The 22,697-nt window shown below is 44.6% G+C and carries 32 protein-coding genes and 1 tRNA gene; all 33 read left to right on the top strand.

From position 1 onward, the window contains the following. Nucleotides 1-11 precede the first annotated feature (11 nt). The 33 genes from PAV_RS00610 to PAV_RS35185 all read left to right on the top strand — a co-directional run bounded on the left by PAV_RS00610 (nt 12) and on the right by PAV_RS35185 (nt 22,619). Entirely contained in the window at nt 12-341 is a 330-nt protein-coding gene (locus PAV_RS00610; RefSeq protein ID WP_040734821.1) for a hypothetical protein, read from the top strand. Beyond that, the gene (locus tag PAV_RS00605) at nt 329-511 is read left to right on the top strand and encodes a hypothetical protein (RefSeq protein WP_005542717.1); all 183 of its coding nucleotides are present in this window, start codon (nt 329-331) and stop codon (nt 509-511) included. The genes PAV_RS00610 and PAV_RS00605 overlap by 13 nt, the downstream gene beginning before the upstream one ends. Beyond that, entirely contained in the window at nt 508-807 is a 300-nt protein-coding gene (locus PAV_RS00600) for a hypothetical protein (protein WP_005542715.1), read from the top strand. The genes PAV_RS00605 and PAV_RS00600 overlap by 4 nt, the downstream gene beginning before the upstream one ends. A 253-nt stretch (nt 808-1,060) precedes the next feature. Next, entirely contained in the window at nt 1,061-1,723 is a 663-nt protein-coding gene (locus tag PAV_RS00595) for a hypothetical protein (protein ID WP_005542711.1), read from the top strand. A gap of 85 nt (nt 1,724-1,808) precedes the next feature. Then, nucleotides 1,809-1,893, top strand: a tRNA-OTHER gene (locus PAV_RS34355). A gap of 240 nt (nt 1,894-2,133) precedes the next feature. Then, on the top strand, nt 2,134-2,331 hold the full coding sequence (locus PAV_RS00590) for a YqaE/Pmp3 family membrane protein (RefSeq protein WP_005542710.1): 198 nt from the start codon (nt 2,134-2,136) through the stop codon (nt 2,329-2,331). Nucleotides 2,332-2,386: 55 nt separating this feature from the next. Beyond that, nucleotides 2,387-2,599, top strand: a complete 213-nt coding sequence (locus tag PAV_RS00585; RefSeq protein WP_005542709.1) for a hypothetical protein — start codon at nt 2,387-2,389, stop codon at nt 2,597-2,599. 220 nt (nt 2,600-2,819) lie between these two features. Continuing rightward, nucleotides 2,820-3,386 (top strand): hypothetical protein, encoded by a 567-nt coding sequence (locus tag PAV_RS00580; RefSeq protein ID WP_005542708.1) that lies wholly within the window; start codon nt 2,820-2,822, stop codon nt 3,384-3,386. Next, nucleotides 3,364-5,289 (top strand): phage terminase large subunit family protein, encoded by a 1,926-nt coding sequence (locus PAV_RS00575; RefSeq protein ID WP_005542707.1) that lies wholly within the window; start codon nt 3,364-3,366, stop codon nt 5,287-5,289. The genes PAV_RS00580 and PAV_RS00575 overlap by 23 nt, the downstream gene beginning before the upstream one ends. A 28-nt stretch (nt 5,290-5,317) precedes the next feature. Continuing rightward, a complete protein-coding gene (locus PAV_RS00570; RefSeq protein WP_005542706.1) occupies nt 5,318-5,572 on the top strand; it encodes a hypothetical protein in 255 nt (84 codons plus the stop codon). 20 nt (nt 5,573-5,592) lie between these two features. Then, nucleotides 5,593-7,287, top strand: a complete 1,695-nt coding sequence (locus PAV_RS00565) for a phage portal protein (RefSeq protein ID WP_005542704.1) — start codon at nt 5,593-5,595, stop codon at nt 7,285-7,287. Next, a complete protein-coding gene (locus tag PAV_RS00560) occupies nt 7,250-8,440 on the top strand; it encodes a head maturation protease, ClpP-related (protein ID WP_005542702.1) in 1,191 nt (396 codons plus the stop codon). Before PAV_RS00565 ends, PAV_RS00560 begins: the two co-directional genes overlap by 38 nt. A gap of 1 nt (nt 8,441) precedes the next feature. Then, on the top strand, nt 8,442-8,828 hold the full coding sequence (locus PAV_RS00555) for a head decoration protein (RefSeq protein ID WP_005542700.1): 387 nt from the start codon (nt 8,442-8,444) through the stop codon (nt 8,826-8,828). Between the two features lie 14 nt (nt 8,829-8,842). Continuing rightward, complete coding sequence (locus tag PAV_RS00550; protein ID WP_005542698.1) at nt 8,843-9,913, top strand: major capsid protein; 1,071 nt, start codon at nt 8,843-8,845, stop codon at nt 9,911-9,913. A gap of 18 nt (nt 9,914-9,931) precedes the next feature. Beyond that, on the top strand, nt 9,932-10,312 hold the full coding sequence (locus PAV_RS00545) for an SAP domain-containing protein (protein ID WP_005542690.1): 381 nt from the start codon (nt 9,932-9,934) through the stop codon (nt 10,310-10,312). Further along, nucleotides 10,312-10,638, top strand: a complete 327-nt coding sequence (locus PAV_RS00540; RefSeq protein WP_005542688.1) for a hypothetical protein — start codon at nt 10,312-10,314, stop codon at nt 10,636-10,638. The genes PAV_RS00545 and PAV_RS00540 overlap by 1 nt, the downstream gene beginning before the upstream one ends. Next, a complete protein-coding gene (locus PAV_RS00535; RefSeq protein WP_005542687.1) occupies nt 10,602-11,222 on the top strand; it encodes a phage tail protein in 621 nt (206 codons plus the stop codon). The genes PAV_RS00540 and PAV_RS00535 overlap by 37 nt, the downstream gene beginning before the upstream one ends. After that, nucleotides 11,223-11,687, top strand: a complete 465-nt coding sequence (locus PAV_RS00530) for a hypothetical protein (protein ID WP_005542686.1) — start codon at nt 11,223-11,225, stop codon at nt 11,685-11,687. Next, the gene (locus PAV_RS00525; RefSeq protein WP_005542685.1) at nt 11,684-11,953 is read left to right on the top strand and encodes a hypothetical protein; all 270 of its coding nucleotides are present in this window, start codon (nt 11,684-11,686) and stop codon (nt 11,951-11,953) included. The genes PAV_RS00530 and PAV_RS00525 overlap by 4 nt, the downstream gene beginning before the upstream one ends. Nucleotides 11,954-11,957: 4 nt before the next feature. Then, nucleotides 11,958-13,403 carry a phage tail sheath family protein gene (locus tag PAV_RS00520; protein WP_005542684.1) on the top strand — a complete coding sequence of 482 codons (1,446 nt, stop codon included), beginning with the start codon at nt 11,958-11,960 and terminating at the stop codon, nt 13,401-13,403. A gap of 14 nt (nt 13,404-13,417) precedes the next feature. Next, the gene (locus tag PAV_RS00515) at nt 13,418-13,939 is read left to right on the top strand and encodes a phage major tail tube protein (protein ID WP_005542683.1); all 522 of its coding nucleotides are present in this window, start codon (nt 13,418-13,420) and stop codon (nt 13,937-13,939) included. A gap of 15 nt (nt 13,940-13,954) precedes the next feature. Further along, nucleotides 13,955-14,284, top strand: a complete 330-nt coding sequence (locus tag PAV_RS00510; protein WP_005542682.1) for a phage tail assembly protein — start codon at nt 13,955-13,957, stop codon at nt 14,282-14,284. 193 nt (nt 14,285-14,477) lie between these two features. Then, nucleotides 14,478-16,754 carry a phage tail tape measure protein gene (locus tag PAV_RS32030; protein ID WP_005542680.1) on the top strand — a complete coding sequence of 759 codons (2,277 nt, stop codon included), beginning with the start codon at nt 14,478-14,480 and terminating at the stop codon, nt 16,752-16,754. Next, complete coding sequence (locus PAV_RS00500) at nt 16,751-16,957, top strand: tail protein X (RefSeq protein WP_005542677.1); 207 nt, start codon at nt 16,751-16,753, stop codon at nt 16,955-16,957. Before PAV_RS32030 ends, PAV_RS00500 begins: the two co-directional genes overlap by 4 nt. Continuing rightward, nucleotides 16,954-17,988 (top strand): phage late control D family protein, encoded by a 1,035-nt coding sequence (locus PAV_RS00495; RefSeq protein ID WP_005542675.1) that lies wholly within the window; start codon nt 16,954-16,956, stop codon nt 17,986-17,988. The genes PAV_RS00500 and PAV_RS00495 overlap by 4 nt, the downstream gene beginning before the upstream one ends. A gap of 2 nt (nt 17,989-17,990) precedes the next feature. Then, nucleotides 17,991-18,386 (top strand): phage baseplate assembly protein V, encoded by a 396-nt coding sequence (locus PAV_RS00490; RefSeq protein ID WP_005542673.1) that lies wholly within the window; start codon nt 17,991-17,993, stop codon nt 18,384-18,386. Next, nucleotides 18,383-18,781 carry a phage tail protein gene (locus tag PAV_RS00485; RefSeq protein ID WP_005542671.1) on the top strand — a complete coding sequence of 133 codons (399 nt, stop codon included), beginning with the start codon at nt 18,383-18,385 and terminating at the stop codon, nt 18,779-18,781. Before PAV_RS00490 ends, PAV_RS00485 begins: the two co-directional genes overlap by 4 nt. Next, entirely contained in the window at nt 18,778-19,104 is a 327-nt protein-coding gene (locus PAV_RS00480) for a GPW/gp25 family protein (protein ID WP_005542669.1), read from the top strand. The genes PAV_RS00485 and PAV_RS00480 overlap by 4 nt, the downstream gene beginning before the upstream one ends. Further along, nucleotides 19,101-20,213 (top strand): baseplate assembly protein, encoded by a 1,113-nt coding sequence (locus PAV_RS00475; protein ID WP_005542667.1) that lies wholly within the window; start codon nt 19,101-19,103, stop codon nt 20,211-20,213. The genes PAV_RS00480 and PAV_RS00475 overlap by 4 nt, the downstream gene beginning before the upstream one ends. Further along, nucleotides 20,206-20,769, top strand: coding sequence for a phage tail protein I (locus PAV_RS00470; protein ID WP_005542665.1), 564 nt, complete (start codon nt 20,206-20,208; stop codon nt 20,767-20,769). The genes PAV_RS00475 and PAV_RS00470 overlap by 8 nt, the downstream gene beginning before the upstream one ends. Further along, entirely contained in the window at nt 20,770-22,083 is a 1,314-nt protein-coding gene (locus PAV_RS32025) for a tail fiber protein (RefSeq protein WP_005542663.1), read from the top strand. It begins immediately after the preceding gene. A gap of 11 nt (nt 22,084-22,094) precedes the next feature. Beyond that, entirely contained in the window at nt 22,095-22,463 is a 369-nt protein-coding gene (locus PAV_RS00460; RefSeq protein ID WP_005542662.1) for a hypothetical protein, read from the top strand. A gap of 15 nt (nt 22,464-22,478) precedes the next feature. Further along, nucleotides 22,479-22,619 (top strand): hypothetical protein, encoded by a 141-nt coding sequence (locus PAV_RS35185; RefSeq protein ID WP_005542660.1) that lies wholly within the window; start codon nt 22,479-22,481, stop codon nt 22,617-22,619. Nucleotides 22,620-22,697 lie beyond the last annotated feature (78 nt).

Raw genomic sequence — 22,697 nt, 5'->3', positions numbered from 1 at the left:
TGGTGAACAGAATGAATAATCGTGACCTTCAAGCTGATCTTGAGAACTTTGAAAAGATAAACAAGTTAATCCCTGAACCTACAGGTGACTTTATTCGTGATGTAGTCGCACCACACGCTTTAAAAAGGGCCATTGCAGCGGAGGAAGAAGTAGAACGGCTGAAAGAAGAGAAAGAAAGAATCCTCATGCAAATGGAGCATCTCGCGAATAAACCAATTGCCGTATTTGGTGAAGGTTTCGGATACGAAGAACATTACCGTTGGCTAAAGGACGATTTAAAGTCGTTGGTAGCCTCCATACAACGCATACAGGAGGGGAAGAAGTCTGGATGTTTATCCTAATCGAAATTGATCGGAAATGGACAGTAGGTATCGACTGGTATAAGCATACGAAGGGAATAAGACTGGGGTTCATCGCTTTCCATGTCTGTACCGTTAAACACAGCTATTTCGTGAATACCATTGCACGTCATTACGCCAAAAACATGAATCAGGAGGGGAAGCAGTCATGAAAGTAGATGAACATGGAATGGTTTGTGAAAATGAGGAAGAAGCGTTGTTGGATCTAAGATTTTGTTTCCGGATAAGTCCAGAAGCTGAAATGGCTCATGATGAAGACGGGAATCCAGCAGAATGCTATTCACAGATTAAGCTGAAATGCAAGAATACACCGAATGACTATGACGCATTGCATAAGAGAATGGCGGCTGCATTGGCCAAGCAGATTGAAATAAAAGTGGAATGTGTAACGCCGATTAGCGAAAAAGAATACGACGCTGAAACAGAGGATGATGAAATGGATGTGTGACCAAGACAAATGCCCTACATGTGGTACTTGGTGGGAACAGTGCCCGTGTTGTGGTACTAACTTTTGCCCAGATTGCAAGATGCTTGAGTGTGACGCAGTATACGACGAGGAGGGGGATGACGAATGATTTGTCCATTTTGCGGAGATGAAATGAAACACTGGCATATGGGGATTTTTGAATGTAAGGATTGCGATCTCATGATCCCTGATGAAGAGGACGATGAAGACGAGTGAATAGGGAGGCGGGGGGCTGATGGTAAAGACAGTAGAGCAAAAGGTAATTGATCAGCTGACGGGATATCGTGACATCATTGGCCGTCTCCGTGTCTTGGAAACGTACAGCGTAGGCAACGGCATTACAGTGAGTCGGCTTAACGAGGACGATCACCTGCAGGAGTTGCATGCAAAACTCCGACGTATGCCGAGCTACATGTACCTTTCACAGAAGGAGCAGCGTTTGGAGGCGGCAGCTCATGCTTATCTTGAACGGTATCCGACTGGCACCAAGGCGCAACTGAGAGCCGTCCAGGACTGCGAACCAGCGGACGATGAGGACGGGGCGATGCTTGAGGAACTGCAACGAAAGATCGTGAAGGTTATCGAGGCGCGTACTGGTACACCGGTAGGCTTCGAGGCGATTCTGGCGCAGCTTGCTGAATATCAAGATTTGCTGGCTGAGAAGCAGCGGATTGATGACATACTGCAAATTATTAAAGAGAAAAAGCCGGAATACGAGGAACTGCTTCGCTTGAGCTTCATCGAAAGTTTACCTTGGGGTGAAGTGTTGCAGAGAATGCATCTAGCAAGAAGTGTGTACTACAGAATGAGGCGTTCTGCCTTAGCCCAATACGCAATCTTAGCAGGGTGGGAAAAAGTCGGGAAAAACGAGGGAAAAATACGGGAACATATGTGCTGAATTCCGTGTTAATATGATAGTGTCGGAAGAGTTAGAGATGTGGTCGTTTGTTACTCTGCAAACAAGCGGTCACATCTCTTTTTACACCAGTGTAGCTCAGTGGTAGAAGCACAGAGAAGACGTCGATAACATGGCTCTGGATGTCCTAGGTTCGATTCCTAGCGCTGGTACTTAATAAACGGATGGGGCAGTGGTAGCACGAGCATGAGGTCACAGGTTCGAATCCTGTCATTCGCATTATTTTTTCCTTCTCTTAAAGCCGTCTCTTTGCGAGGCGGTTTTTAATTTGTATTTGAAGTACGCAATCGGCGGGAGGCATAGAGCCATAGAAAATTATTTACGGGTAGGAAAGGATTACTAAAACTCTTGTCGAATAATGGAATGACAAAGTAAAGAAAGAGGGGTAAACCATGTATCTACTCGCAATTCTTCTTCCTCCTGTCGCGGTTCTGTTTTGTGGCAAACCAATCCAAGCATTAGTTAATTTCGTATTATGCTTATGCTTATTTGTACCAGGAGTAATTCACGCTATCATGGTTGTGAACGAAAGCAAGGCAAACAAGCGCATGAGACAACAAGCGGAAATCATAAGGGGCGCAATGAAATAGGAGAGAAAGCTGCTGATTACTCAGTGGCTTTTTTATTTCTAGAAGGGAGTGAGCTATGAGTTATGTCCTCGTAGTACTGCCGGAATCATTCACACAACTGCTAAGCATATGCGTGTTAACATTGCTAATCATCACAGTCGCATGTGACTATCGATATCGCAAGAAGCAACGCAGCATGCACAAAGAAATAGAGAACATGTACAAGGCATTGATGAACTTACCTATTGGTGAAGTAAGGAGAAGTATCAAGGGAAACGAACGTGATTAGGAAGCACGTCGCTACACTTGCTCACAGGCTCGTAGAAGCGTGAAACATTGTGATGGTATGATAACATTGCCTAGCCTGATTGGATGGCTTACAGTGGGCACAGGGATCTCCGTAGGTACTTCCAGAAGATAATGAACCCTGCGGGTGCTAACGACCCCAAATTCTAGCTAGTTACGAAAAATAAAAATTTGAGCATTTCGTTACGGAAGGGGTGGAAGAGGTGAGCGAAGGGGTAGATTTGAAAGGCACTCAATACATCGCTAAAGCGTTTGGGTTGACGACAAGACGCATCGAGCAATTGACGGCGGAAGGCGTTATCACACCCGTTCAAAAAAGGCCACGCAAGTATGACCTTCTGCCCACCATTCAGGATTATATTAAGTATCTATCTGATAAGGCTAACGGTCGAGAAAAGAAAGAGACAGATTCTGATCTTGAAACGCAAAAACTAGAAGCCGAAACGAAGATAAAGCTGGCTAAAGCGAGAATGTCTGAACTGGAACTTGCTGAATTAGAAGGCAATATGCATCTGGCTGATGATGTCGAGGCGGTACTTACTGATCATGTGATGTCAGTTCGATCCTTGTTGATGGCTATGCCAGGTAAACTTGCTATTGATTTAGCAAAGACGAAGACGGCAGCCGAAGCATCTGAACGAGTGAAGCAAGAAGTATATCGCATTATTGATCATCTCTCCGGTTATCAATATGAGCCTGATGACTTTAAGAAGCGTGTAAGGGAACGGCGTGGTTGGAGTGAAAGGCATGGAGATAATGAAGGAGAATGACAATCGTTTTAGGGATCTAAATCGAACAATCTCACGAGCATTTCAAAACTACACGCCGCCGGAAGATTTAACTGTATCAGAATGGGCAGGGAAACACCGGATTCTGTCACGCGAGAATAGCGCAGAGGCTGGACCATGGAATAACGATAGAACGCCTTATCTTGTTGAAGTGATGGATGCTTTTACGGATTATAGAATTGAGAAAATCACACTCGTTGCTTCAAGCCAGGTCGGTAAATCAGAACTTGAATTGAACATAATCGGATACATCATAGATCAGGATCCTGGCAGCGTACTTTATGTGCAACCTACCGAGGGAGATGCAAAGAAATTTAGCCGTTTGCGGATTGCTCCCATGATTAGAGACAGTAATCAACTCCGTAAAAAAGTTTCAGATGTGAAGAACAGAGATAGCGGAAATACGATTTTGCAGAAGTCTTTTCCTGGTGGGATGTTGACGATCGTTGGTTCAAATAGTGCGAGCGGACTTGCATCCACTCCTGCGCGTTATGTGCTAGGTGATGAAAGGGATCGCTGGGCGTTGTCTGCAGGTACTGAGGGAGATCCTTGGGCACTCGCGGAAGCCAGGACGACAACATTCTATAACAGCAAAATGGTAGATGTATCAACACCTACGATAAAAGGTGCGAGTCAAATTGAAAAATCGTTTAATGCCGGTACACGAGAGCGATGGTGTAATCAATGTCCAGAGTGTGGGGATTGGCACAACATCGTTTTTAAAAATATAAATTTTGATTTTGATACGATTGTAGTAGGTAAGAAAAAAGATTATGTTATTAATTCAATTGAATGGTGTTGTCCATCGTGTGGTTGCCTTTCGAGTGAGGAAGCCATGCGCCGGCAGCCGGCTAAATGGATAGCTGAGAATCCAAATGCGATTGACAAAGGACATCGTTCCTTTTGGCTCAACGCATTTGCTTCCCCATGGCAGCCATGGCATAAAGTTGTATATGCATTCCTAGCAGCAAAGGATGATCCCGCAAGGCTCAAGGTTGTATATAACACAATGTTAGGTGAGCTGTGGGAGGATCGGGGCGAAATCGCCGACGAAGATACGATGTTAGCGCGGCGAGAAGATTATGGCCACCGTTCGGATGGTTCACCTATTGAGCTGCCGGAAGGCGTGCTTGTGCTTACCTGTGGAGTAGATACCCAAAATGATCGGTTGGAATATGAAGTTGTTGGCCATGGACATTTTGGAGAGACATGGGGAATTAAAAAGGGTATTATCATGGGTGATCCGCATGAATCGGATGTGTGGGAGCGGCTAGACGAAGTAGTTAATCATGTGTATAAATTCGAGAATCCATCAAGAGGATTGACGATATCACAGACGTTTGTCGATTCAGGCGGCCATAAAACACAAGATGTATACCGTGAATGTCGTGAGCGCATGAATAAGCGAGTCTTTGCAATCAAAGGTGTGGGTGGTGATGGCGTTCCATATACCAGACCGCCAGGAAAGGCTAAGATCGTCGTTAACGGTCGTGTCATCGGCCAAACATGGCTCTATTCTATCGGTGTTGATGCAGGTAAATCAGATATCATGAATAACATAAAGGTACAGGAACCAGGTGCGAAGTACTGCCATTTCCCTTTAGGGGAAAATCAGGGGTACGACGGCACCTTTTTTAATGGGCTCCTATCTGAAAAACTAGTGCAGCGCACCGTAAAAGGGCGTACCCGATGGGCTTGGGAAAAGCTTGCCGGACATGAGCGAAATGAGGCATTGGACTGTCGAAACTATGCTCTTGCAGCCTTCCGGTCACTGGATCCTGATTTAGAAGCTGTTGAAAGACGATTGCGGGGATTGACCGAGCAACAACAACAGCGGCAGCCTCCAAAAAAGAAGAGGCAAAAGGTCAAAAAATACAGCTGTTAATTCTGAATGGTAAGGAGGGAGCCGATTGATGTCAAAGAGTGAAATTCAAGAGCGCTTGGAATTCAGAAAGCTTGCTCTTACACAAGCTAGGAATGCGTATTTAACCTTGCTAAAAGGCGGGGTAAAGTCGTATGCATTCGGAGGTAAGAACCTTACTAAGCTTGATTTGCCACAGTTAGAGAATACGATTGCTAATTTAGAAAAGGAAATATCGTCTTTAGAGGGGCAACTATCGGGAAGTGGCCGACGTAAGGCGATTGGAATTGTGCCGCGTGACTGGTAATTTATCATGCCGGAAGGGGGGTGAATGAAATTAAGGCGAGTCAGAACAACTCAGTATTACAACCTGCTCTTACTGCAGCGTTACAGGGTACCCAGTATAACGATAAGCAATGGAATTTGATTACTGGTGGCTGTGTTCAAAATAAAGGATATAGCGACGCGGGCGCGAGTTACAGCAAAAAGGCATTAAAGGGAATGGTGCCTAACAGCGGCAGCCCGCGGGAAGACATTGACGCCAATAATTTCACCTTACGTCAGCGCTCCCGAATGCTCTACATGGCAGCTCCCATAGCGACATCTGCAATCCGAACGAACCGGACTAACGTTGTCGGTAACGGGTTACGACTTAAAAGTACAATAAACCGGCAGACATTAGGACTTACACAAGAAGCTGCTGAAGAGTGGCAAAAGAAAACAGAGGCGGAATTCGAGCTATGGGCCAGTCGGAAACAAGCGTGTGATGCAACGGGGATAAACGATTTTTACAGTATGCAACAGCTTGCAGTTGTTTCGTGGCTAGGTTCTGGTGATGTATTCGCTTTAACTAAACAGTTTTCCAGAACACAGCTGCTGCCGTATGGGTTGCGCCTACATCTTATCGAAGCTGATCGCGTTCGAACTCCGAGTGATAAAACTGGTATTTCGGTATACCAAACGACTGGTAAGGCCGATAACGGAAATATGATATATGACGGCGTTGAAGTGGATAGTAACGGTGCTATTGTTGCCTACCATATTGCTAATACTCACCCTTTTGAGCTGTCAAGTAATTCAACTAATTTCTCTCGCGTTTCTGCGTATGGTGAAAAAACAGGGTTACCAAATGTCTTGCATGTCATGGAGAGTGAGCGACCGGAGCAGTATCGTGGTGTGCCATATCTTGCGCAGGTGATTGAACCACTTTTGCAGATGAGGCGGTACACTGAAGCCGAAATAATGGCAGCTCTTGTGCAAAGCTTTTATACGGCATTCGTAACAACTAAATCTGACAGCTCTGAATTTCCATTCAACGAAGTGGGGAACGAACAGCCGGATGTTAGCGACGATCCCAATGAATACGAATTGGGCCCCGGTACGGTTAATATCATGGAACCAGGCGAAGATGTTAAATTCGCAAGTCCTACGCATCCACAAACTGGTTTCGACACATTTATGCGTGCTTTAGCGGAACAGGTTGGAGCAGCACTTGAAGTGCCTGCCGATTTGTTACTTAAAGCTTTCAATTCATCCTACTCTGCCAGCCGCGCAGCTCTTTTGGAAGCCTGGAAAGCATTTCGTATGCGGCGCGTGTGGCTAACGAATGATTTCTGTCGGCCAACTTATGAAATATGGTTAACGGAAGCCGTTGCGCTTGGCCGTATATCTGCGCCTGGCTTTTTGACTGATCCTATTATTAGACAAGCTTACCTTGGTAGTGAATGGATTGGGCCGTCACAAGGCCAGCTGGATCCAGTGAAGGAAATCGCTGCAGCTGTAATGGCCATCGATAATGGACTAAGCACGAGAGAGCAAGAAACTATTAAACTTAATGGCAGCCAATTTTCGTCTAATGTAGATCAGTTGGCTGTAGAAAATGAAAAGTTACGTCATGCAAACGGCGAGGGAAATCAGCAACAGCAGATTACAAACAGCATCACTAGTGTGGTGATGAATGCAATAAAGGAGGCATTAAAAGAGAATGAGCAGAGCGCTTTTCAGAGGAATGAATCTAACTAAGGCTTATAATATATCGGCTGTTGGGGATGATGCCGCTGAGATAACAATGTATGGGGAGGTCGTTGCTACTCGGCCAGTGGACTGGTGGACTGGGGAGCCGATTCCAGGTAACTTCATTGTCGTCGATGAATTCTTGGCGGATCTTGAATCCATTAAGGACAAATCAGACATCACCGTCCATATCAATTCAGTGGGTGGTGATTTGTACGGTGGTTTATCTATATACAACCGTTTAAAAGGGTTGAAAGGCCATGTAACGACTATCGTAGATGGGTTGGCTGCCAGTGCTGCTAGTCTGATTTTCCAAGCTGGAAATACTCGTAAAGTGAACTCAGGTAGTAATGTAATGATTCACGGGGCTAGCAGTTTTTTATATGGCTTTTATAATGTTCAGGATCTCATGAGTGGAAAGAAAACACTTGAAGCGCACAACAAAGCTGCTATCAATGCTTACGTTGAATCCACTGGGCGAAGCGCTGACGAGATAAAATCGTTAATGGAGAAGACAACCTGGTTTGCAGGACAGGAGGCCGTTGACGCTAGTTTTGCAGATGAAGTGATTTCAACCGGAGATCCAGTAGTAATGTCTATGTCGCCAGATAGAGCGTATTTGATGGTGAATGGCGTGGCTATGTCTGCGCGCAGTTTAGGGAACATCCCTCAAGGAATACCGGTTAGTAACACCCTAGCAAGCGCAGCAACGCCGCAGGTTGCCTTAAATAAAAATAATGGAGGTAGCAAGATGGAAATCAAAAATGTTGATGAGCTGCGTACAGCGTATCCAGAATTTGTAGCACAAATTGAAGCGTCTGTAAAAGCAGTTGCACATGCAGAAGGTGCAGCGTCCGAACGCGCACGAATTCAAGGAATTGAAGAAATTCAAAATGCAATCGGAAATACGGATTTGATTAGAGATGCAAAATTTGGTGAACAGGTCATGACAGCCGAACAATTGGCATTTAAGGCAATGCAGGCACAAGCGTCTATTGGTGCATCTGTTCTAAATAGTTTGTCTGAAGATGCAAAAACATCAGGAGCTAACAATGTTTCTGCAGCACCTAACTCCGGAATTGAAAGCGGTGCTGATGATAAGGCGGAAGAAGCTGCAGCAATTAATATGATTGTGGGCAACCGCAAGAAGGAGGGTAACTAAGATGCCATTATACAATGAGAACCTTGGATCAATGAAAAACGACAATTTGATCAATAGTTCCGCTGTAACGCTTATCACTGCCATGCGAACGATTGCTGCAGGACAAGGTAAATTGAAAAGAGGCACAGCCTTAGCACTAAGTGGAGGCACTGGCGGCACAGGAACTCTGAAAATTCTCGGTAGTACAGCGGGAACAGATGAAACACTGGCAGCTAATTGCATCCTTTGTGATGATGTGGATGCAACAAACGAAGTGAAAGCAGAAGTTTATTTGTCAGGTCATTTTAATAAGAATGCGTTGATTGCTAAAGACGGCTACACCATTAAAAATACAGATGTTGAGGATTTCCGCAAGGGCGGTATTTTCCTTGACAACATGATGAAATAAGGGGGATTTACACTATGGCAATTAATATTTATTCGACTTATACAATGCTGGCAGCTATTAAGCAGATGCTACCGCACCGAACGTTCTTGCGTGATCGTTATTTCCCAACGGACGAAAGCAAGGATATTTTTCCGACTGAAGAAGTGTTGGTTGAATATAAAGACGGCAATAAAAAAATGGCTCCAGTGGTGATGCCTCGCAAAGGCGGTATCACCATTGAACGTGCTGGATACTCAACAGGACGATATACGCCGCCATTGGTTGCTCCGCAGCGCCCATTGACCATTGACGACTTGAACAAAAAGGGATTTGGAGAAAATCTGTTCAGTAATAAAACGCCTGCACAGCGTCAAGCAGAAATTCTAGGTGATGATTTGTCTGACTTTGACGTTATGCATTCAACCCGTGAAGAATATATTGCTGCTCAATGTATGATTCATAACGGATACTTGCTGAAACAGTATGCAGACGAATACGGTAGCGGCAATTACGAAGAATATGAAATTCGTTTCTACAATGAACAAAACAATCCATCGGTATACACGCCTGCAGCAGATTGGGACGCTTCGAACGCAAACATCATCGGAGACTTAACAACAATGATTCGGATGCTAACCGGTAAGGGACTGCCTGCAACTGACTTGATTGTTAATCCTGATATCGCTGATATTATGGTGAACAATCCAGCCATTCAAAAACTGCTTGATAATCAAAGAATCAATATCGGGAGCATCGCGCCGACTATTTTGCCTGAAGGTGCTGCCTCGATTGGCAAAATCAATGTACAAGGTCGCGTCATCGAAATCATTAGCTATGATGAGCAGTACGAAGATGAGGATGGTCAACTTCAATATTTCATTCCAAATGGACAGGTCATTCTTACGGCTCCAGCAGCTGGGCGCGCGTTGTATGGCGCAGTTACACAATTGGAGCAAACAGACGGCCAATTCCATACTTACATGGGTACGCGTGTTCCAAAATATATTGCTGACTCTAAAAATGAAGTACGCGAATTGAAGGTTTCGAGCCGGCCGTTGTTTATTCCGCGTAACCGCAATCCATGGGTTACTGCAAAAGTTAAATAAGGAAAGGGGAAAAGTTGAATGATTAAAATCATTTCGGGAGTATACGGATACCGAGAAGGTGCATCAATAAAGCCAAAAACGGCTAACGATGCACCTTTTTCATTGCCACCGCAAGAGGAAGAACGCCTGGTCAAACGAGGGATTGCCGAATACGTGGACGGGGAACCAAGCATGGAGCCTGAAGACTGGATCGGCGTACCAGAATACAATATTGACATGAAGGTAGAGGAATTACGCGCAATTGCTAAGAAGCTAGGCCTTTCGTTTAAGGGTGGAACTAGCAAGGAAGACATGGTTGAAGCGATCGATAAATATTTGGAAGAGCATAACGATCACGTTGAACCTGTTGACGAAGACGAACAGCCACCTAGCTATGATCCGTCTGAGGCGGTGCAATAATGAGTGGTTTCCACGAGATGGTCGAGCGTGATATTGATGCCGTCTTTTTTAACCTGGATGAGTTTGCTGAGAAGAAAATAATCGATGGTAAAGAGATGGACATTGTGATTGATGAAGATGAGCTTCAGCGGCGTAAATCAAGCGCTTCTAACCCGACGGACGGAGTGTATAATGCGCAGCTATTGTTCTATGTCAAGAAATCATGCTTCGATAGCCGGCCAATTCCAGGGCAACCCATGCGAGTGGAGAAGCGTATTTATCGAATTGCAGATGTTCAAGAGGATTCGATTTGCTACACCATTACGCTGGAACGGAATGCGTCATGATTACTGTAGATGCCAATACCTTAAAAGATGTTGAGCGGCGCTTAGGAGAATATCCGAAAAAGGCGCCGCTTGTTATTTCCCGCGCCTTGAATCGAGCTGCAGCGAATGTAAAGACGAACGCCGTTAAGAGGGTTCGTGAATCATACGTCGTTAAAGCTAAAGATGTAAGTACCACGATGTCAGTGAAAAAGGCGAGTAGAAACAATTTATCAGCAAACGTGACATCTGAAGGGACGTCGATCGGACTCGATAAGTTTCGGGTTCGACCGGCGGAACCGCGACATTCCAAACCTCCTAAGGCGCTAAAGGTTCAAGTTAAAAAAGCAGGCGGAGCAAAGCAAATAGTCGGGGCATTTGTGGCCAGCGTGAACGGCAATAAGGTTTTCAGCCGTGAAGCAAACAGTCGCCACCTAAAGGGTAAGTCAGGGAGATGGACAGAGTTGCCGGTTAAAAGATTGTTTGGCCCACCGATTCCTGAGATGGTCGGCAACAAATCCATTAGGGAGTTTGTTGAACGCGAGGCTGCGACAGTATTCGATCAAAGGCTTGAGCATGAAATTAACCGTACATTGGAGGGCAATTAAATGGCTACTCCATATCTGTTGCAAGATGCAATCGTTCGTGAACTACAGGAGCTATTCAAGGACTTCGAGTTGAAGGGGCTCGATGGCGATCAAGCCAAACTGAACATTTATCCTCAGTTCCTGCCAGCCAAATCATCGGAGGACGATCTTGAACATTTCCCTTACATCATAGTTCGCATCCTAGATGGCGGAACATTGTCAGAAGAAGATGCTGCGACATGTACCATTGGGTTATATATTGGTATTTTCGATGAGGACACAAATCACCAGGGATATAAAGATGTGCTTAATATCCTGAGTCGTATGGAACAACATTTTTTAGCCAAGCGAATTATTGATGATAGATATGTTATTTCGCTACCGTTCGATTGGTCAGTGTACGACGAGGATATTTATCCTTACTATTTTGGCGGAGCTCAAACGAAATGGTCATTACCAGCGATTAAACAGGAGGTGGTACTTTGAGTGCAGTTAAAAAGCAGGTGAACGAGAAAAAGCTAGAAAGTCAGAGTCTAATTTACATCGGCCCTACGCTGCCGAACTTTGTGCAATATTCGACATTTACAAACGGTATACCAAAATACATTGAATCCAAGTTCGAACGTTGCCCAGAGCTGCGTTCTTTATTTTTGCCTGTTGAGGATTTCGCTGCGAGACAAAGTGAATTGTCTCAAGTTGGATCCGAACTAAACATGGCTTATGAAACAGTGCTTCAGATGAAAGGAGTATAAGAGGATGGCTGAAAATCATGGTGTTTATGTAAATGAGAAAGCATATACTCCACCGACAAGTGAACGAGATAATATAACGGTTCCTGTCGTGGTTGGAACTGCACCAGTCAATCTTTCTAAACTAGCAGATATTCCGGTAAATGTCCCGATTTTAGTGACAAGCTGGGACAATGGAGTGAATGCGATCGGTTATTCAGATGATTGGAAATCGTTCACTTTGAGTGAATTCATGTTCTCTCATTTTCAACTTTACAAGCAATCACCGGTTGTTTTTATTAATGTCTTGGATCCAGAAAAGCATAAGACAAAAATTGATCCGAAAGACGTAGCGGTTTTAAAAAATATTGCAATCATCAATGAAGACGGAGTAATTCAGAAGTCTGTGGTAGTTAAATCTAACGATGGTACTACCACCTATGAGTTAAATAAGGATTACTCGCTCGCTTACGATGAATCAGGCCGTGTGATTGTGGCTATCAAACAAAGTGGAGCTGCAGCAAAGGAAACGTCATTAAAAATAGGGTACGACAAACTCGATCCTGATGCCGTAAAAGCGGTTGATATTATAGGCGGTATAGATGCAAACACAGGCAAATTATCAGGGCTGGAGCTTATCAAACAGGTTTTCCCACGGTTCCAACTGATAACCGGTCTGATATTGGCTCCTGGCTTCTCACACGACCCAGTTGTGGGTGCAGTAATGAATGCAAAGGCTTCGCTAATTAACGGGAACTTCAAGGCGACTGCGATTACAGATATTCCAGCATCATTGAAATATGCCGAGCTGGAAGAGTGGAAGCAGAAGAACAATTACACTTCTCCTCAGCAGATCAATACATGGCCAAAAGTGACTAAGAGAGGGAAGGTGTATCATCTTTCTACTCACCTGGCTGGTGTTGTCTGCAAACAGGATGCAGAAAGCGGCGGTATTCCTTATCGTTCTCCATCTAACAAGCAGTTAGAAATTGATGGAGCAGTCCAGGAGGATGGAACGATCGTTGCCATCGGGCCGGATGAAGGTAAGTATATCAATAGTCTCGGTATTGTTACGGCGTTGAACTTTATTGGTGGATGGAAGACTTGGGGAAATCGAACTGGAGCATATCCAGATGCTACGGATCCGCAGTCCGCGTTCATCCCAGTTCGACGCATGTTTAATTGGTGGAATAACACTATCATTCTAACTCAGTGGTCTAAGGTGGATGACCCTGCTAATAAGCGATTGGTTGAAGCTGTAGTTGATGATCTTGGAATTCGTCTAAATGGCTTGCAATCCTCTGAGTACATTCTTGGTGGATGGATTAAGTTCGCGAAAGAAGACAATCCAGATACAGCAACCATGGACGGAAAATTAGTATTCAGAACTGCTCTTACCCCGCCGTCTCCAGGGCAAGAACTTTCATTTACAGTCGAGTATGACGCTCAGATGTTGAGCGCAATCGGCGGATAAGGAGGAAAGCGAGAATGCCAAAACAAATACCATCCGTTTTAACGAACTTCTCAGCATATCGAAACGGAAATGAATACCTTGGTGCTGGCGATGTGGACTTGCCTGATTTGGAACTTGCGACGGAAACAATTAGCGGCGCGGGGATTGCCGGTGAACTTGATATGCCAATCTTTGGGCAGTACGGGGCAATGTCTGTAACCATTAATTGGCGCGTGCTTGAAAGTTCGGTGTTTAAACTTTCGCGACAAGAATCACATCAAATTGATTTCCGTGGATCCATTCAGTCCTATGATGTTGGTTCAGGGAAAACAACAAATGTCCCTGTTAAGGTTTCTATACGAAGCCTGCCTAAAACCACGTCACTTGGTAGTTTGGCACCACAATCGGCCATGGATAGCTCAAATGAAATGGAAATTCATTATCTGAAGGTTATTTATGATAATCAAACGGTTGTTGAAATTGATAAATTCAACTATATCTGTATCATCGATGGCGTGGATTATTCTGCGAAAATTCGCGCTAATCTTGGAATGTAAGAGAGGGGTATATATATGACAAAAGAACAGCATACAGAGCAAACAATGGCCGACGAGTTCGTTTATAAACTCATTCGGCCTATTTCTTTTGATGGAGAAGAGGTAAAGGAACTTGTTCTTGATTTTGATGAATTGACTGGTCAGGATTTGTTGGCCTGCGCCAGACAAGCACAGGTGATGGCACCGAATGAGGTTAATCTTGTTCGAGCATTATCCTTGACGTATCAAGTTGTTGTCGCGGCAAAGGCAGCTGGCGTGGCGGCGGAATTAATTCAGTCGCTTAAAGCGAAGGATTTTACACAGGTAACTCAACGGGCTCAGAATTTTTTAACCACACAGGAATAGGCGAAGACATAGGAAAGGGTATTCGTGAATCGGCGATTATCCTTTCCTCGTCCATTCCTGGCTCTTCATTAAAATATTGGCTTGCGATGCCTTTATATGAGTTTAGACATTGGATTGATGCAAATGAGTCCGTCCAAAAACGTAGAAAGAAAGCGCAGGAGAGCACAAGCCATAAAAGGGGGAGAAGACGTAAATGAGTAGGACATATAAAACGGTCTTCGAACTTGGCGGCCAATTGGACTCGACATTCAATAAGGCTTTTAAGCAAGCAAGAACAGATGTATCAAAAACAACTAACGAGATGCAAAGATCAGTAGATGCCGCAAACAAAATGTCTAGCACTATAAAAAAGGCAGGCGGTATTATTGCAGGTGCTTTTGCGGTTTCGTCAGTTATTTCATTTGGAAAGGATATTGCTCAAACCTTCGCCGATTTTGAACAAGGAATGGCAAATGTAAGAGCGATATCAGGAGCCAATGATGAGCAGTTTAAGAAGCTAACTGAAACTGCACGGATGCTCGGTGAAACGACGTCGTTCTCAGCTAAAGAAGCTGCCGACGGAATGCAATACTTGGCTCTTGCTGGTTTTGATACGGATGCAATTATTGGTGCGATGCCTGGTATGTTGAATTTAGCTGCAGCCGCTAATATGGATCTCGCTAAATCTGCAGACATTGTTTCAGACACTATGCAAGCATTCAGAATGGATGCTACTGATGCATCTAAAGCTGCTGACATTTTTGCGAGAACGCAAGCAAGATCAAATACTGACGTTTTGATGTTAGGCGAGGCTATGAAATACGCCGCTTCATCAGCAAACGCCGCAAAAATGGATTTGGTACAAACAAACGCCGTTCTTGGTGTCTTAGCTGACTCAGGAATAAAGGGATCAATGGCGGGCACTACATTCAATGCAATGCTTCGGGATTTGAAAAAGAATTCTGATAACGGTAGATTTTCGGTTGGTAAAACTACTATTTCACTTTATGACCAACACGGGGCGATGCGTGATTTGGGATCCGTTATGGCTGAAGTGGAAAAAGCTACTCAAGGCATGACGACTCAGCAAAGAGATGCAGCTATGGCTTCTGTGTTTGGAGAAGAGGCTATTCGTGGTGCTAATATCATGCTTTCGACAGGAACAAAAAGGTATTACGAACTCGAAAATGCTATTCGGAATTCGGAAGGTGCAGCCAAAGAAATGGCAGATGTCCAACTTAATACTGTATCAGGGTCGTTGAAATTATTAGATTCTGCGATCGAAAGCGCAAAAATAAATCTAGGCGAAAAAATGGCACCAGCGATCCGCTTTGTGGCTGATACAATATCAAAATACTTACCAGCAGCTATGAACATGATGGAGAAAGGTTTTCAGTACATCGGTACTTTTATGCAGCCGGTTATGTCAGGGTTGAATCAATTAAAGCAACTGATAGCGCCAATGGTAGAAGAACTGGCAGGCAGTTTTACGAGTCTCAAGGATGATTACTTTAATGCACTAAAGCCGTTGCTGCCACATATGTTGAGTATTTTCAATTCGATTGGGAAAACGATTAAACAAATTGTCCCAATATTCTTAAGGGTATCTGCAGCTGTCTCTCAAGCTGCATTAAAAATATATCAAGCATTTATTCCGATTGCATCTTATCTGGCAGGGAAACTATATCCGGTTTTTTCCAAGGTGTTTGGTTTCATTGCTAATGATATAGTGCCTGCCATAAGTCGTGCATTTTCTTCTATGCTCCCAGTCTTCATGAGTGTTGCAGGTAAAATTGGACAGACAATGTCCGCAGTTTTCAATTTCATAAAGCCGATCATTGATGGCTTGGTTGATGCTTTTAATTTTGCTTTCCCTGTCATAAGGGCGGTTGTAGTAGGCGCGATCGATGCCGTTTCTGGCGTATTTAACGGATTAATGACGGCACTTGGTGGTGTACTCGACTTTATTACTGGCGTATTTACTGGGAACTGGACACAGGCGTGGCAGGGAGTCAAGGATATCTTTGGGGGTATTTTCGACAGTCTGGCTTCCCTGATTAAGGCCCCAATTAACGCAGTGATTGGACTGATTAACCAGGCAATCAGTAGCATTAATACAGTAAGCGTAGATATTCCTGATTGGGTGCCTGAATGGGCTGGCGGAGGCAAAACGCTTGGCTTCTCAATCCCGGACATCCCTATGTTAGCTAAGGGCGGCATAGCAACGGGGCCGACTCTCGCGATGATAGGGGAAGGTAAGGAAGACGAGGCAATTCTGCCGTTATCAAAACTAGAGGGGATATTAGGATCACCATCATATAACAACTCGAGCAGCAGTAATGCAAATTATTACGAGCACACAACCAACATCTATTTAAGTGGAGCTGCAACACAACAAGATGCTGAGCGAGTGGCAAAGGCCTCAAATGATGATTTTGAAAATCGCATGCGAGCTTGGAAAAAACAACAGCAAAGGGTGAGTTTTGCATGACGTATTTTACTCTGCAAGGAGATACTTGGAATAGTATCTCCTTCAAACTTTTTGAGACTGAAAAGTATATGAGTACCATAATGATGGCAAATCCAAAACACACACAGGTTACAGTATTTTCGGGCGGTATTGAACTTTATATACCAGAGTTAGCCCCTGAAATATCTGATACACTGCCGCCCTGGAAGCGTGGTGAATCATGAAGCAGGTATATGATAGCAGACGTGCCGAGCTAATTTTGAATTACAACGGTTATGATCTTTCTATTGATATCGCGGATTCGCTCTTGGATTTCACCTATAACGATGCAGCTCCAGGCAGCTTGGATGATATTCAAATAAGCTTACAGGATCGTGGTCGAAACTGGCAGAGTCCTGATTGGATCCCAATGCAAGGGGATAAAGTGAAAGCAGAAATCCGAACTTACAATTGGTTAAAGGATGGGGAGATAAAAAAGCTTGTACTTGGTGATTTTGAAGTAGACACACTTGAATACTCTGGCCCACCTGATGTGGTATCCATCAAAGCCATTAGCTTACCAATCAGTTCTACAGGGCGTCAGGAGAAACGGACAAAGGCATGGGAAAAGGTATCATTGCGCACTATTGCGGCAGATGTAGCGAAGCGCTCCGGTCTGAAGCTTGTATATCTGGCGCCAGATAATCCTTCATATGATCGTTTAGATCAAACGGAAATTTCAGATTTACAATTTCTGAATGATACAGCTGCTGGGGAAGGTATTGCCGTTAAGATTGCTTCGAAGCAGCTTGTGCTTTTCGACGAGTTTGATTTCGAGAAAAAATCGCCTGCTCTTACTCTAACTCGCGGGAAAGACAATTTAACATCTTATAAGTTCTCATGGTCTACCTCGTATGCCTCTTACATAGCGTGCGAGGTAAGTTATACCCAACCGAAACAGAAGAAGACGTTAAAAGCTGTTTATCGGCCGCCGAAAGCACCGAAGATAGGGCCTGTTTTGAAAGTGAAAGAACAAGTCAATTCAGAAGCTGAAGCCCTTCGAAAAGCAAAAAAGATGCTAAGGGAAAAGAATAAAGAAACCGGAAAGGCAAGTTTCTCTCTAATGGGAGATACACGGCTTGCAGCCGGTACCACCATAATGATTGAGGGGTTTGGGTGGTTTGACGGTAAGTATTTAATTGAGCAGGCATCTCACAAAATAGGCAGCAGTGGTTACACAACAGACATAGAAATCAGACAAGTATTGGGGTGGTGATCATGCGTAACGCGATTAGGATTGGTGTTGTATCGAGCGTGAATGAACAGAAAGCATCTGCCCGTGTTGCGTTCTTTGACCAGGATGATATGGTGTCGGATGAGCTCCCAATTTTGTATCTGCCTACGGGCGAACAGACATATGCCGTGCCGAAAGTTGGCGATTCGGTTGTTTGTGCTTTTTCGGGAAATGACGGTTTTGTGGTTGGGACATACTACGGCGAATCAGATGCTGTTCCGTCGTCAAGTAATCAGCTAGGGGTATGGCATGAGGATGGGAGTTATGTTTATTTTGATAGGTCTACCGGCACGTTGAATGTAAAGGCTGCAGGCGGTGTTAAAATTGAAGGAGATTTACTGGTTACTGGTTCGATCACGAGAGCAGGTGAGAAGTTATGAATAAGATAGGCAGCCTCGGGCCAGTTGTATTTGTGGTGTCTCCTGAAGCTATACGGACTTTCAATGAATTCACACGAAGCAGTGCAGGCAGATGGGCAAAACATGAGGTGTTAGGGAAAAAGCCTCTTTCCCAATGGATAGGTCCGGGACTTGATACAATATCTTTTACCATGTGGTTCGACGTGCAACGCCGATTGAATCCGCGAAAGGAATTGGATAGGCTCGTAGAATTGGATAGGAAGGGGAAGGCGATGCCGCTTATCGTAGGGGGGAAAGCGGTAGGAGTTGGACTCTGGACAATCACGTCATTGGAACAATCATGGAAGACGATTGATGGTAAGGGGAATATCCTATTTGCAACAGCCAATATTTCATTGGAGGAATATGTGAAATGATATATTCCGTTGACATGAGACAACAATTCGCAATCGATTTTGCTCCTGCTGATCTAATTGCTGAGGTGTCCCAGAATATAAGAACTATCCTATCCACATATGCAGGTTCGGCACCTTTAGCACGAAGCATCGGACTTAATCAAGATATAATGGATGAGCCTGGCCCAATATTAAAGGCGAGATTAACCGGTGAAATAATGGCAGCTGTCCTGGAGCAAGAACCGAGAGCGATAGTAACAGAAGTGGAGATTTTTGAAGACCCTGCTTCCGGTCGAATGGAGCCGCTTGTAAAGTTTGTTTTGGCTGAGGAGGTGCAAATTTGAGTACTCTTAAATTTGTAGAAGATGATGTTACTTCTGTATCAAATGACATCATAACAGTTTATGAAGGCTTGACTGGACGCGCATTATACCCTGCGGATCCGATCAGGCTTTTTTTAATGTCTCTTGCATCTATCATTGTGCAGCAGCGAGTTTTAATTAATCAGACGGCTTCAAGCAATCTCTTACGTTATGCCCAGGGCGAACAATTGGATGCAATGGGGGAGTTCACTGAAACAAGTCGTTTGCAAGCTGCAGCAGCGATGACAACCGTAGAATTCCGGTTATCGATGCCGCTTGTATCAGCCACAATTATTCCTGCGGGAACACGAATTGGGCCGCAAGGAGGAGATGGCCAACTATACTTTTCAACGACAGAAGTTTTCGAGATACCTGCAGGAGTACAGTCAGGTAGTGTAGTTTGTAAATGTTCTATCGCTGGTATAGTTGGCAATGGTTTTTTGCCTGGTCAATTAAACGTCTTGATTGATCCGCTACCGTTCATTCAGTCCGTTAAAAATACGACGACAAGCACCGGTGGTGCAGCCGAAGAGGTAGACAATTCGTATAGAGAGAGAATACGCACTGCACCGGAACAGTTTAGCACAGCAGGGCCATACGGAGCCTATCAGTATTGGGCCAAGGCCGCGAGCTCATCTATCATTGATGTGGCTGTTCATTCTCCAGCTGAGGGGGAGGTTGTGGTTGTACCCTTAATGCAGGGTGGCGAGCTGCCGTCATCTGACATACTTGAATCTGTAAATGAGTCAGTGAACGATCGGAAGCGCAGGCCGCTAACCGATAAAGTCACAGTTGCTAAACCTACTCAGGTTTCCTATGACATCAATATTAAGTACTGGATTAACAGAGATAGAGCAGCAGAATCAACTACTATTCAAGCTGCAGTAATCGAGGCAGTGAATCAGTATAGAACATGGCAAAAGTCGAAGTTAGGCAGAGCTATAAACCAATCGGAGCTTGTCTGGCGCGTGATGGCCGCCGGAGCATTGCGCGTCGATGTAGCCACGCCCGTATACCTTGAGGTAGGAACAACACAGGTAGCTAAGGATGGTACGGTTAACATCACGTTCGGAGGGTTTGAAGATGATTAACATTCAACAAGTCAACTTACTTGATATCTTGCCTTCTAATTTGAGATCAGATCCAAATATCGCGGCAGCTGCGCAGGCAATTAATTCGGAATTGCGCGCAGTGACAGAAGATATTCGTAAACTATCTATCTATGATCGTTTCAATGAATGGACTAATGAGGAAACGGACGAGTTAGCATGGCAGTATCATGTAGATTTCTATGACCCAGCCTTGCCACTTGAGCAGCGGCGGGAGCTGGTGAAAAACTCAATTGCTTGGCATAGACGGAAGGGAACGCCGAGCGCAATAGAAGAGTTGATTACGACTCTATTTGGTGATGGCCAAGTGGAAGAATGGTGGGAGTACGACGGGCAGCCATATAGGTTCCAGGTTAAGACAAGCAATCCAGAAGTGACACAAAAGAGAGCGCAGGAATTTATTAGAGCGGTTGAATCAGTAAAAAGACTGTCTGCCAAGCTTGAAAAAGTCATACTTGGGCAAATAGAGGACATGCCGCTCTACTACGCTGGAGTACTGCATATGGGCGAAAAAATGACAGTAGAGATGGTGATATAGATGGGAGCGTTCGGAGGGATCGTCCTCACAAATAAAGGCCGTAATTTGCAGGCCAAAGCTCAAACGGGTATCGAACTAAAGTATACCCGGATCGGCATTGGTGATGGACAATTAGTAGGACAGAGCATTCCAACATTGACAAAGCTAATAAATGAGAAAAAATCATTGCCGCTCACGAAGTTGAAGCTTCAAGGGCAGGGTAAAGCAGTTTTAGGAGCTGTTCTATCTAACCAAGAGGTAACGACGGGTTTCTATTTTCGGGAAGTGGGGGTGTTCGCCCAGGATCCTGACGAGGGCGAAATATTATACGGCTATGGGAATAGCGGGGCAAATGCTGAATATATTCCACCTGCAGGCGGTGCCGATATAATCGAAAAGTCTATAGATGCCATTATCATAGTTGGCCAAGCCCAAAATGTTTCGGCGATTATCGATAGCTCTCTTATTTTTGCATCACAAGATGATGTAGATGCAGCGGAAGCAAGGGCAAAGGCATACACCGATCAGAAGGTAAAGGACATCGACTTGTCCAAGATAACGCCGGAATCAATCGGAGCTGCCAAACAGACGGATTTTACTGCACACCTTCAGGATAATACGAAGCACATTACTGTATCCGAACGAAACGATTGGAACAGTAAGGCTGCAGGATCACATAAACACGATGCAAGCGATATTACAACGGGCACAATGGCGGCCGCTAGATTACCAGGTGCGACTACTTCTGCCGCTGGAATTGTACAGCTATCCACAGCAACAAATGGCACGCGTGCTAATGTGGCTGCAACAGAAAGTGCGGTAAAAGCCGCATATGACAGAGCAAACGAGGCTTTTCAATCAGCCAGTGACGGGAAAAATCAAGTCGCTGCCGCTATCACTGGCAAAGGAATACCAGCATCGGGCAGTGACACTTATCCGGTATTGGCGCAGAAAATTAGCCAGATTACTACGGGCGTGCCAATGGCAAGGATTACGACGTCCGTATCTGAGTGGCCTAAGAATTTCCTTATCTCAGAAGGTGACACAACTACGTGGGGACTTTATTACATTGTAGTCACCGGACTGAGTTTCCAAGCAAAAGGCATTGTCGTTTTCTCCAAATACTATAGTCAACTAGCAGCTTTTGATCTGTATACCAACCCAGCTATATCAGTGAACGGAGCATCGTATAATCATCAAGTAGTTTTCCGGGATACACTACCTGAACTAAATGGATCTGTATTGGCTACAATAACACCTACCAGTTTTGTAGTACCCGTATCGCGTTATGAAGATGACAGCAATAAACCAGCAAGCGTAATAGTCTATGGTTAGGAGGGATACGGTTGAAAATCGGTCGTAGAATCTTTTATGACATAGTAACAGGCGAAAAACTGGTTGATACTGGTGAGCGTTCGGGGGATGTGTTCGTGACAACCATCGAACACGACATTAAAGTGTATACAGCCCTGTCTGAACGCAATCGAGAGTTTTTTGATTACATTGAACTGGAATATAAACAGTACGCCAAAGACTTTGCGGTGAGTAATGGCTACCGAGTCAATCCAATCACAAAAGAAATTGAATTTTCGTATCCTGATCCGAATCAGCCAGAGCCAGAGAAACCAACCTATCAAAAGCCTTTGAGCGAAGAAGTGGACGAGCTTAAACAGTCGGTTGCAGAGTTGACTATCATGATTGCACCACCGCAATAAGAAGGGGTGATTTGAATGAATTTTACGAAAGATAGTGGGCTTGTGAAGGTATGGGTTGGACTGGTCATGGTTGGAGTTTACAAAATGGAGCAAGTTCCGAAACTATACAATCTCAGAGACGCCGTTAACGAAGTAATCAACGGCACAGCACAATAAGGCGCTACCGCATAGGTGGCGCTTTTATTATGCCCTCGGCTAATGTCGGGGGCTATTTATATTTCACCTAAAGGGGGA

It is taken from the genome of Paenibacillus alvei DSM 29 (assembly GCF_000293805.1).
Lineage (GTDB): Bacteria > Bacillota > Bacilli > Paenibacillales > Paenibacillaceae > Paenibacillus_B > Paenibacillus_B alvei.
This window is presented reverse-complemented; position numbering and strand designations above follow the sequence as displayed.

Coding starts and splice junctions, on each gene's coding strand:
- PAV_RS00510 (WP_005542682.1), top strand. CDS start 13,955: ATGACAAAAGAACAGCATACAGAGCAAACAATGGCCGACGAGTTCGTT.
- PAV_RS00545 (WP_005542690.1), top strand. CDS start 9,932: ATGATTAAAATCATTTCGGGAGTATACGGATACCGAGAAGGTGCATCA.
- PAV_RS35185 (WP_005542660.1), top strand. CDS start 22,479: ATGAATTTTACGAAAGATAGTGGGCTTGTGAAGGTATGGGTTGGACTG.
- PAV_RS00480 (WP_005542669.1), top strand. CDS start 18,778: ATGATATATTCCGTTGACATGAGACAACAATTCGCAATCGATTTTGCT.
- PAV_RS32025 (WP_005542663.1), top strand. CDS start 20,770: ATGGGAGCGTTCGGAGGGATCGTCCTCACAAATAAAGGCCGTAATTTG.
- PAV_RS00610 (WP_040734821.1), top strand. CDS start 12: ATGAATAATCGTGACCTTCAAGCTGATCTTGAGAACTTTGAAAAGATA.
- PAV_RS00520 (WP_005542684.1), top strand. CDS start 11,958: ATGGCTGAAAATCATGGTGTTTATGTAAATGAGAAAGCATATACTCCA.
- PAV_RS00575 (WP_005542707.1), top strand. CDS start 3,364: ATGGAGATAATGAAGGAGAATGACAATCGTTTTAGGGATCTAAATCGA.
- PAV_RS00560 (WP_005542702.1), top strand. CDS start 7,250: ATGAGCAGAGCGCTTTTCAGAGGAATGAATCTAACTAAGGCTTATAAT.
- PAV_RS00490 (WP_005542673.1), top strand. CDS start 17,991: ATGCGTAACGCGATTAGGATTGGTGTTGTATCGAGCGTGAATGAACAG.
- PAV_RS00595 (WP_005542711.1), top strand. CDS start 1,061: ATGGTAAAGACAGTAGAGCAAAAGGTAATTGATCAGCTGACGGGATAT.
- PAV_RS00605 (WP_005542717.1), top strand. CDS start 329: ATGTTTATCCTAATCGAAATTGATCGGAAATGGACAGTAGGTATCGAC.
- PAV_RS00540 (WP_005542688.1), top strand. CDS start 10,312: ATGAGTGGTTTCCACGAGATGGTCGAGCGTGATATTGATGCCGTCTTT.
- PAV_RS32030 (WP_005542680.1), top strand. CDS start 14,478: ATGAGTAGGACATATAAAACGGTCTTCGAACTTGGCGGCCAATTGGAC.
- PAV_RS00570 (WP_005542706.1), top strand. CDS start 5,318: ATGTCAAAGAGTGAAATTCAAGAGCGCTTGGAATTCAGAAAGCTTGCT.
- PAV_RS00600 (WP_005542715.1), top strand. CDS start 508: ATGAAAGTAGATGAACATGGAATGGTTTGTGAAAATGAGGAAGAAGCG.
- PAV_RS00485 (WP_005542671.1), top strand. CDS start 18,383: ATGAATAAGATAGGCAGCCTCGGGCCAGTTGTATTTGTGGTGTCTCCT.
- PAV_RS00550 (WP_005542698.1), top strand. CDS start 8,843: ATGGCAATTAATATTTATTCGACTTATACAATGCTGGCAGCTATTAAG.
- PAV_RS00495 (WP_005542675.1), top strand. CDS start 16,954: ATGAAGCAGGTATATGATAGCAGACGTGCCGAGCTAATTTTGAATTAC.
- PAV_RS00585 (WP_005542709.1), top strand. CDS start 2,387: ATGAGTTATGTCCTCGTAGTACTGCCGGAATCATTCACACAACTGCTA.
- PAV_RS00470 (WP_005542665.1), top strand. CDS start 20,206: ATGATTAACATTCAACAAGTCAACTTACTTGATATCTTGCCTTCTAAT.
- PAV_RS00590 (WP_005542710.1), top strand. CDS start 2,134: ATGTATCTACTCGCAATTCTTCTTCCTCCTGTCGCGGTTCTGTTTTGT.
- PAV_RS00530 (WP_005542686.1), top strand. CDS start 11,223: ATGGCTACTCCATATCTGTTGCAAGATGCAATCGTTCGTGAACTACAG.
- PAV_RS00555 (WP_005542700.1), top strand. CDS start 8,442: ATGCCATTATACAATGAGAACCTTGGATCAATGAAAAACGACAATTTG.
- PAV_RS00515 (WP_005542683.1), top strand. CDS start 13,418: ATGCCAAAACAAATACCATCCGTTTTAACGAACTTCTCAGCATATCGA.
- PAV_RS00500 (WP_005542677.1), top strand. CDS start 16,751: ATGACGTATTTTACTCTGCAAGGAGATACTTGGAATAGTATCTCCTTC.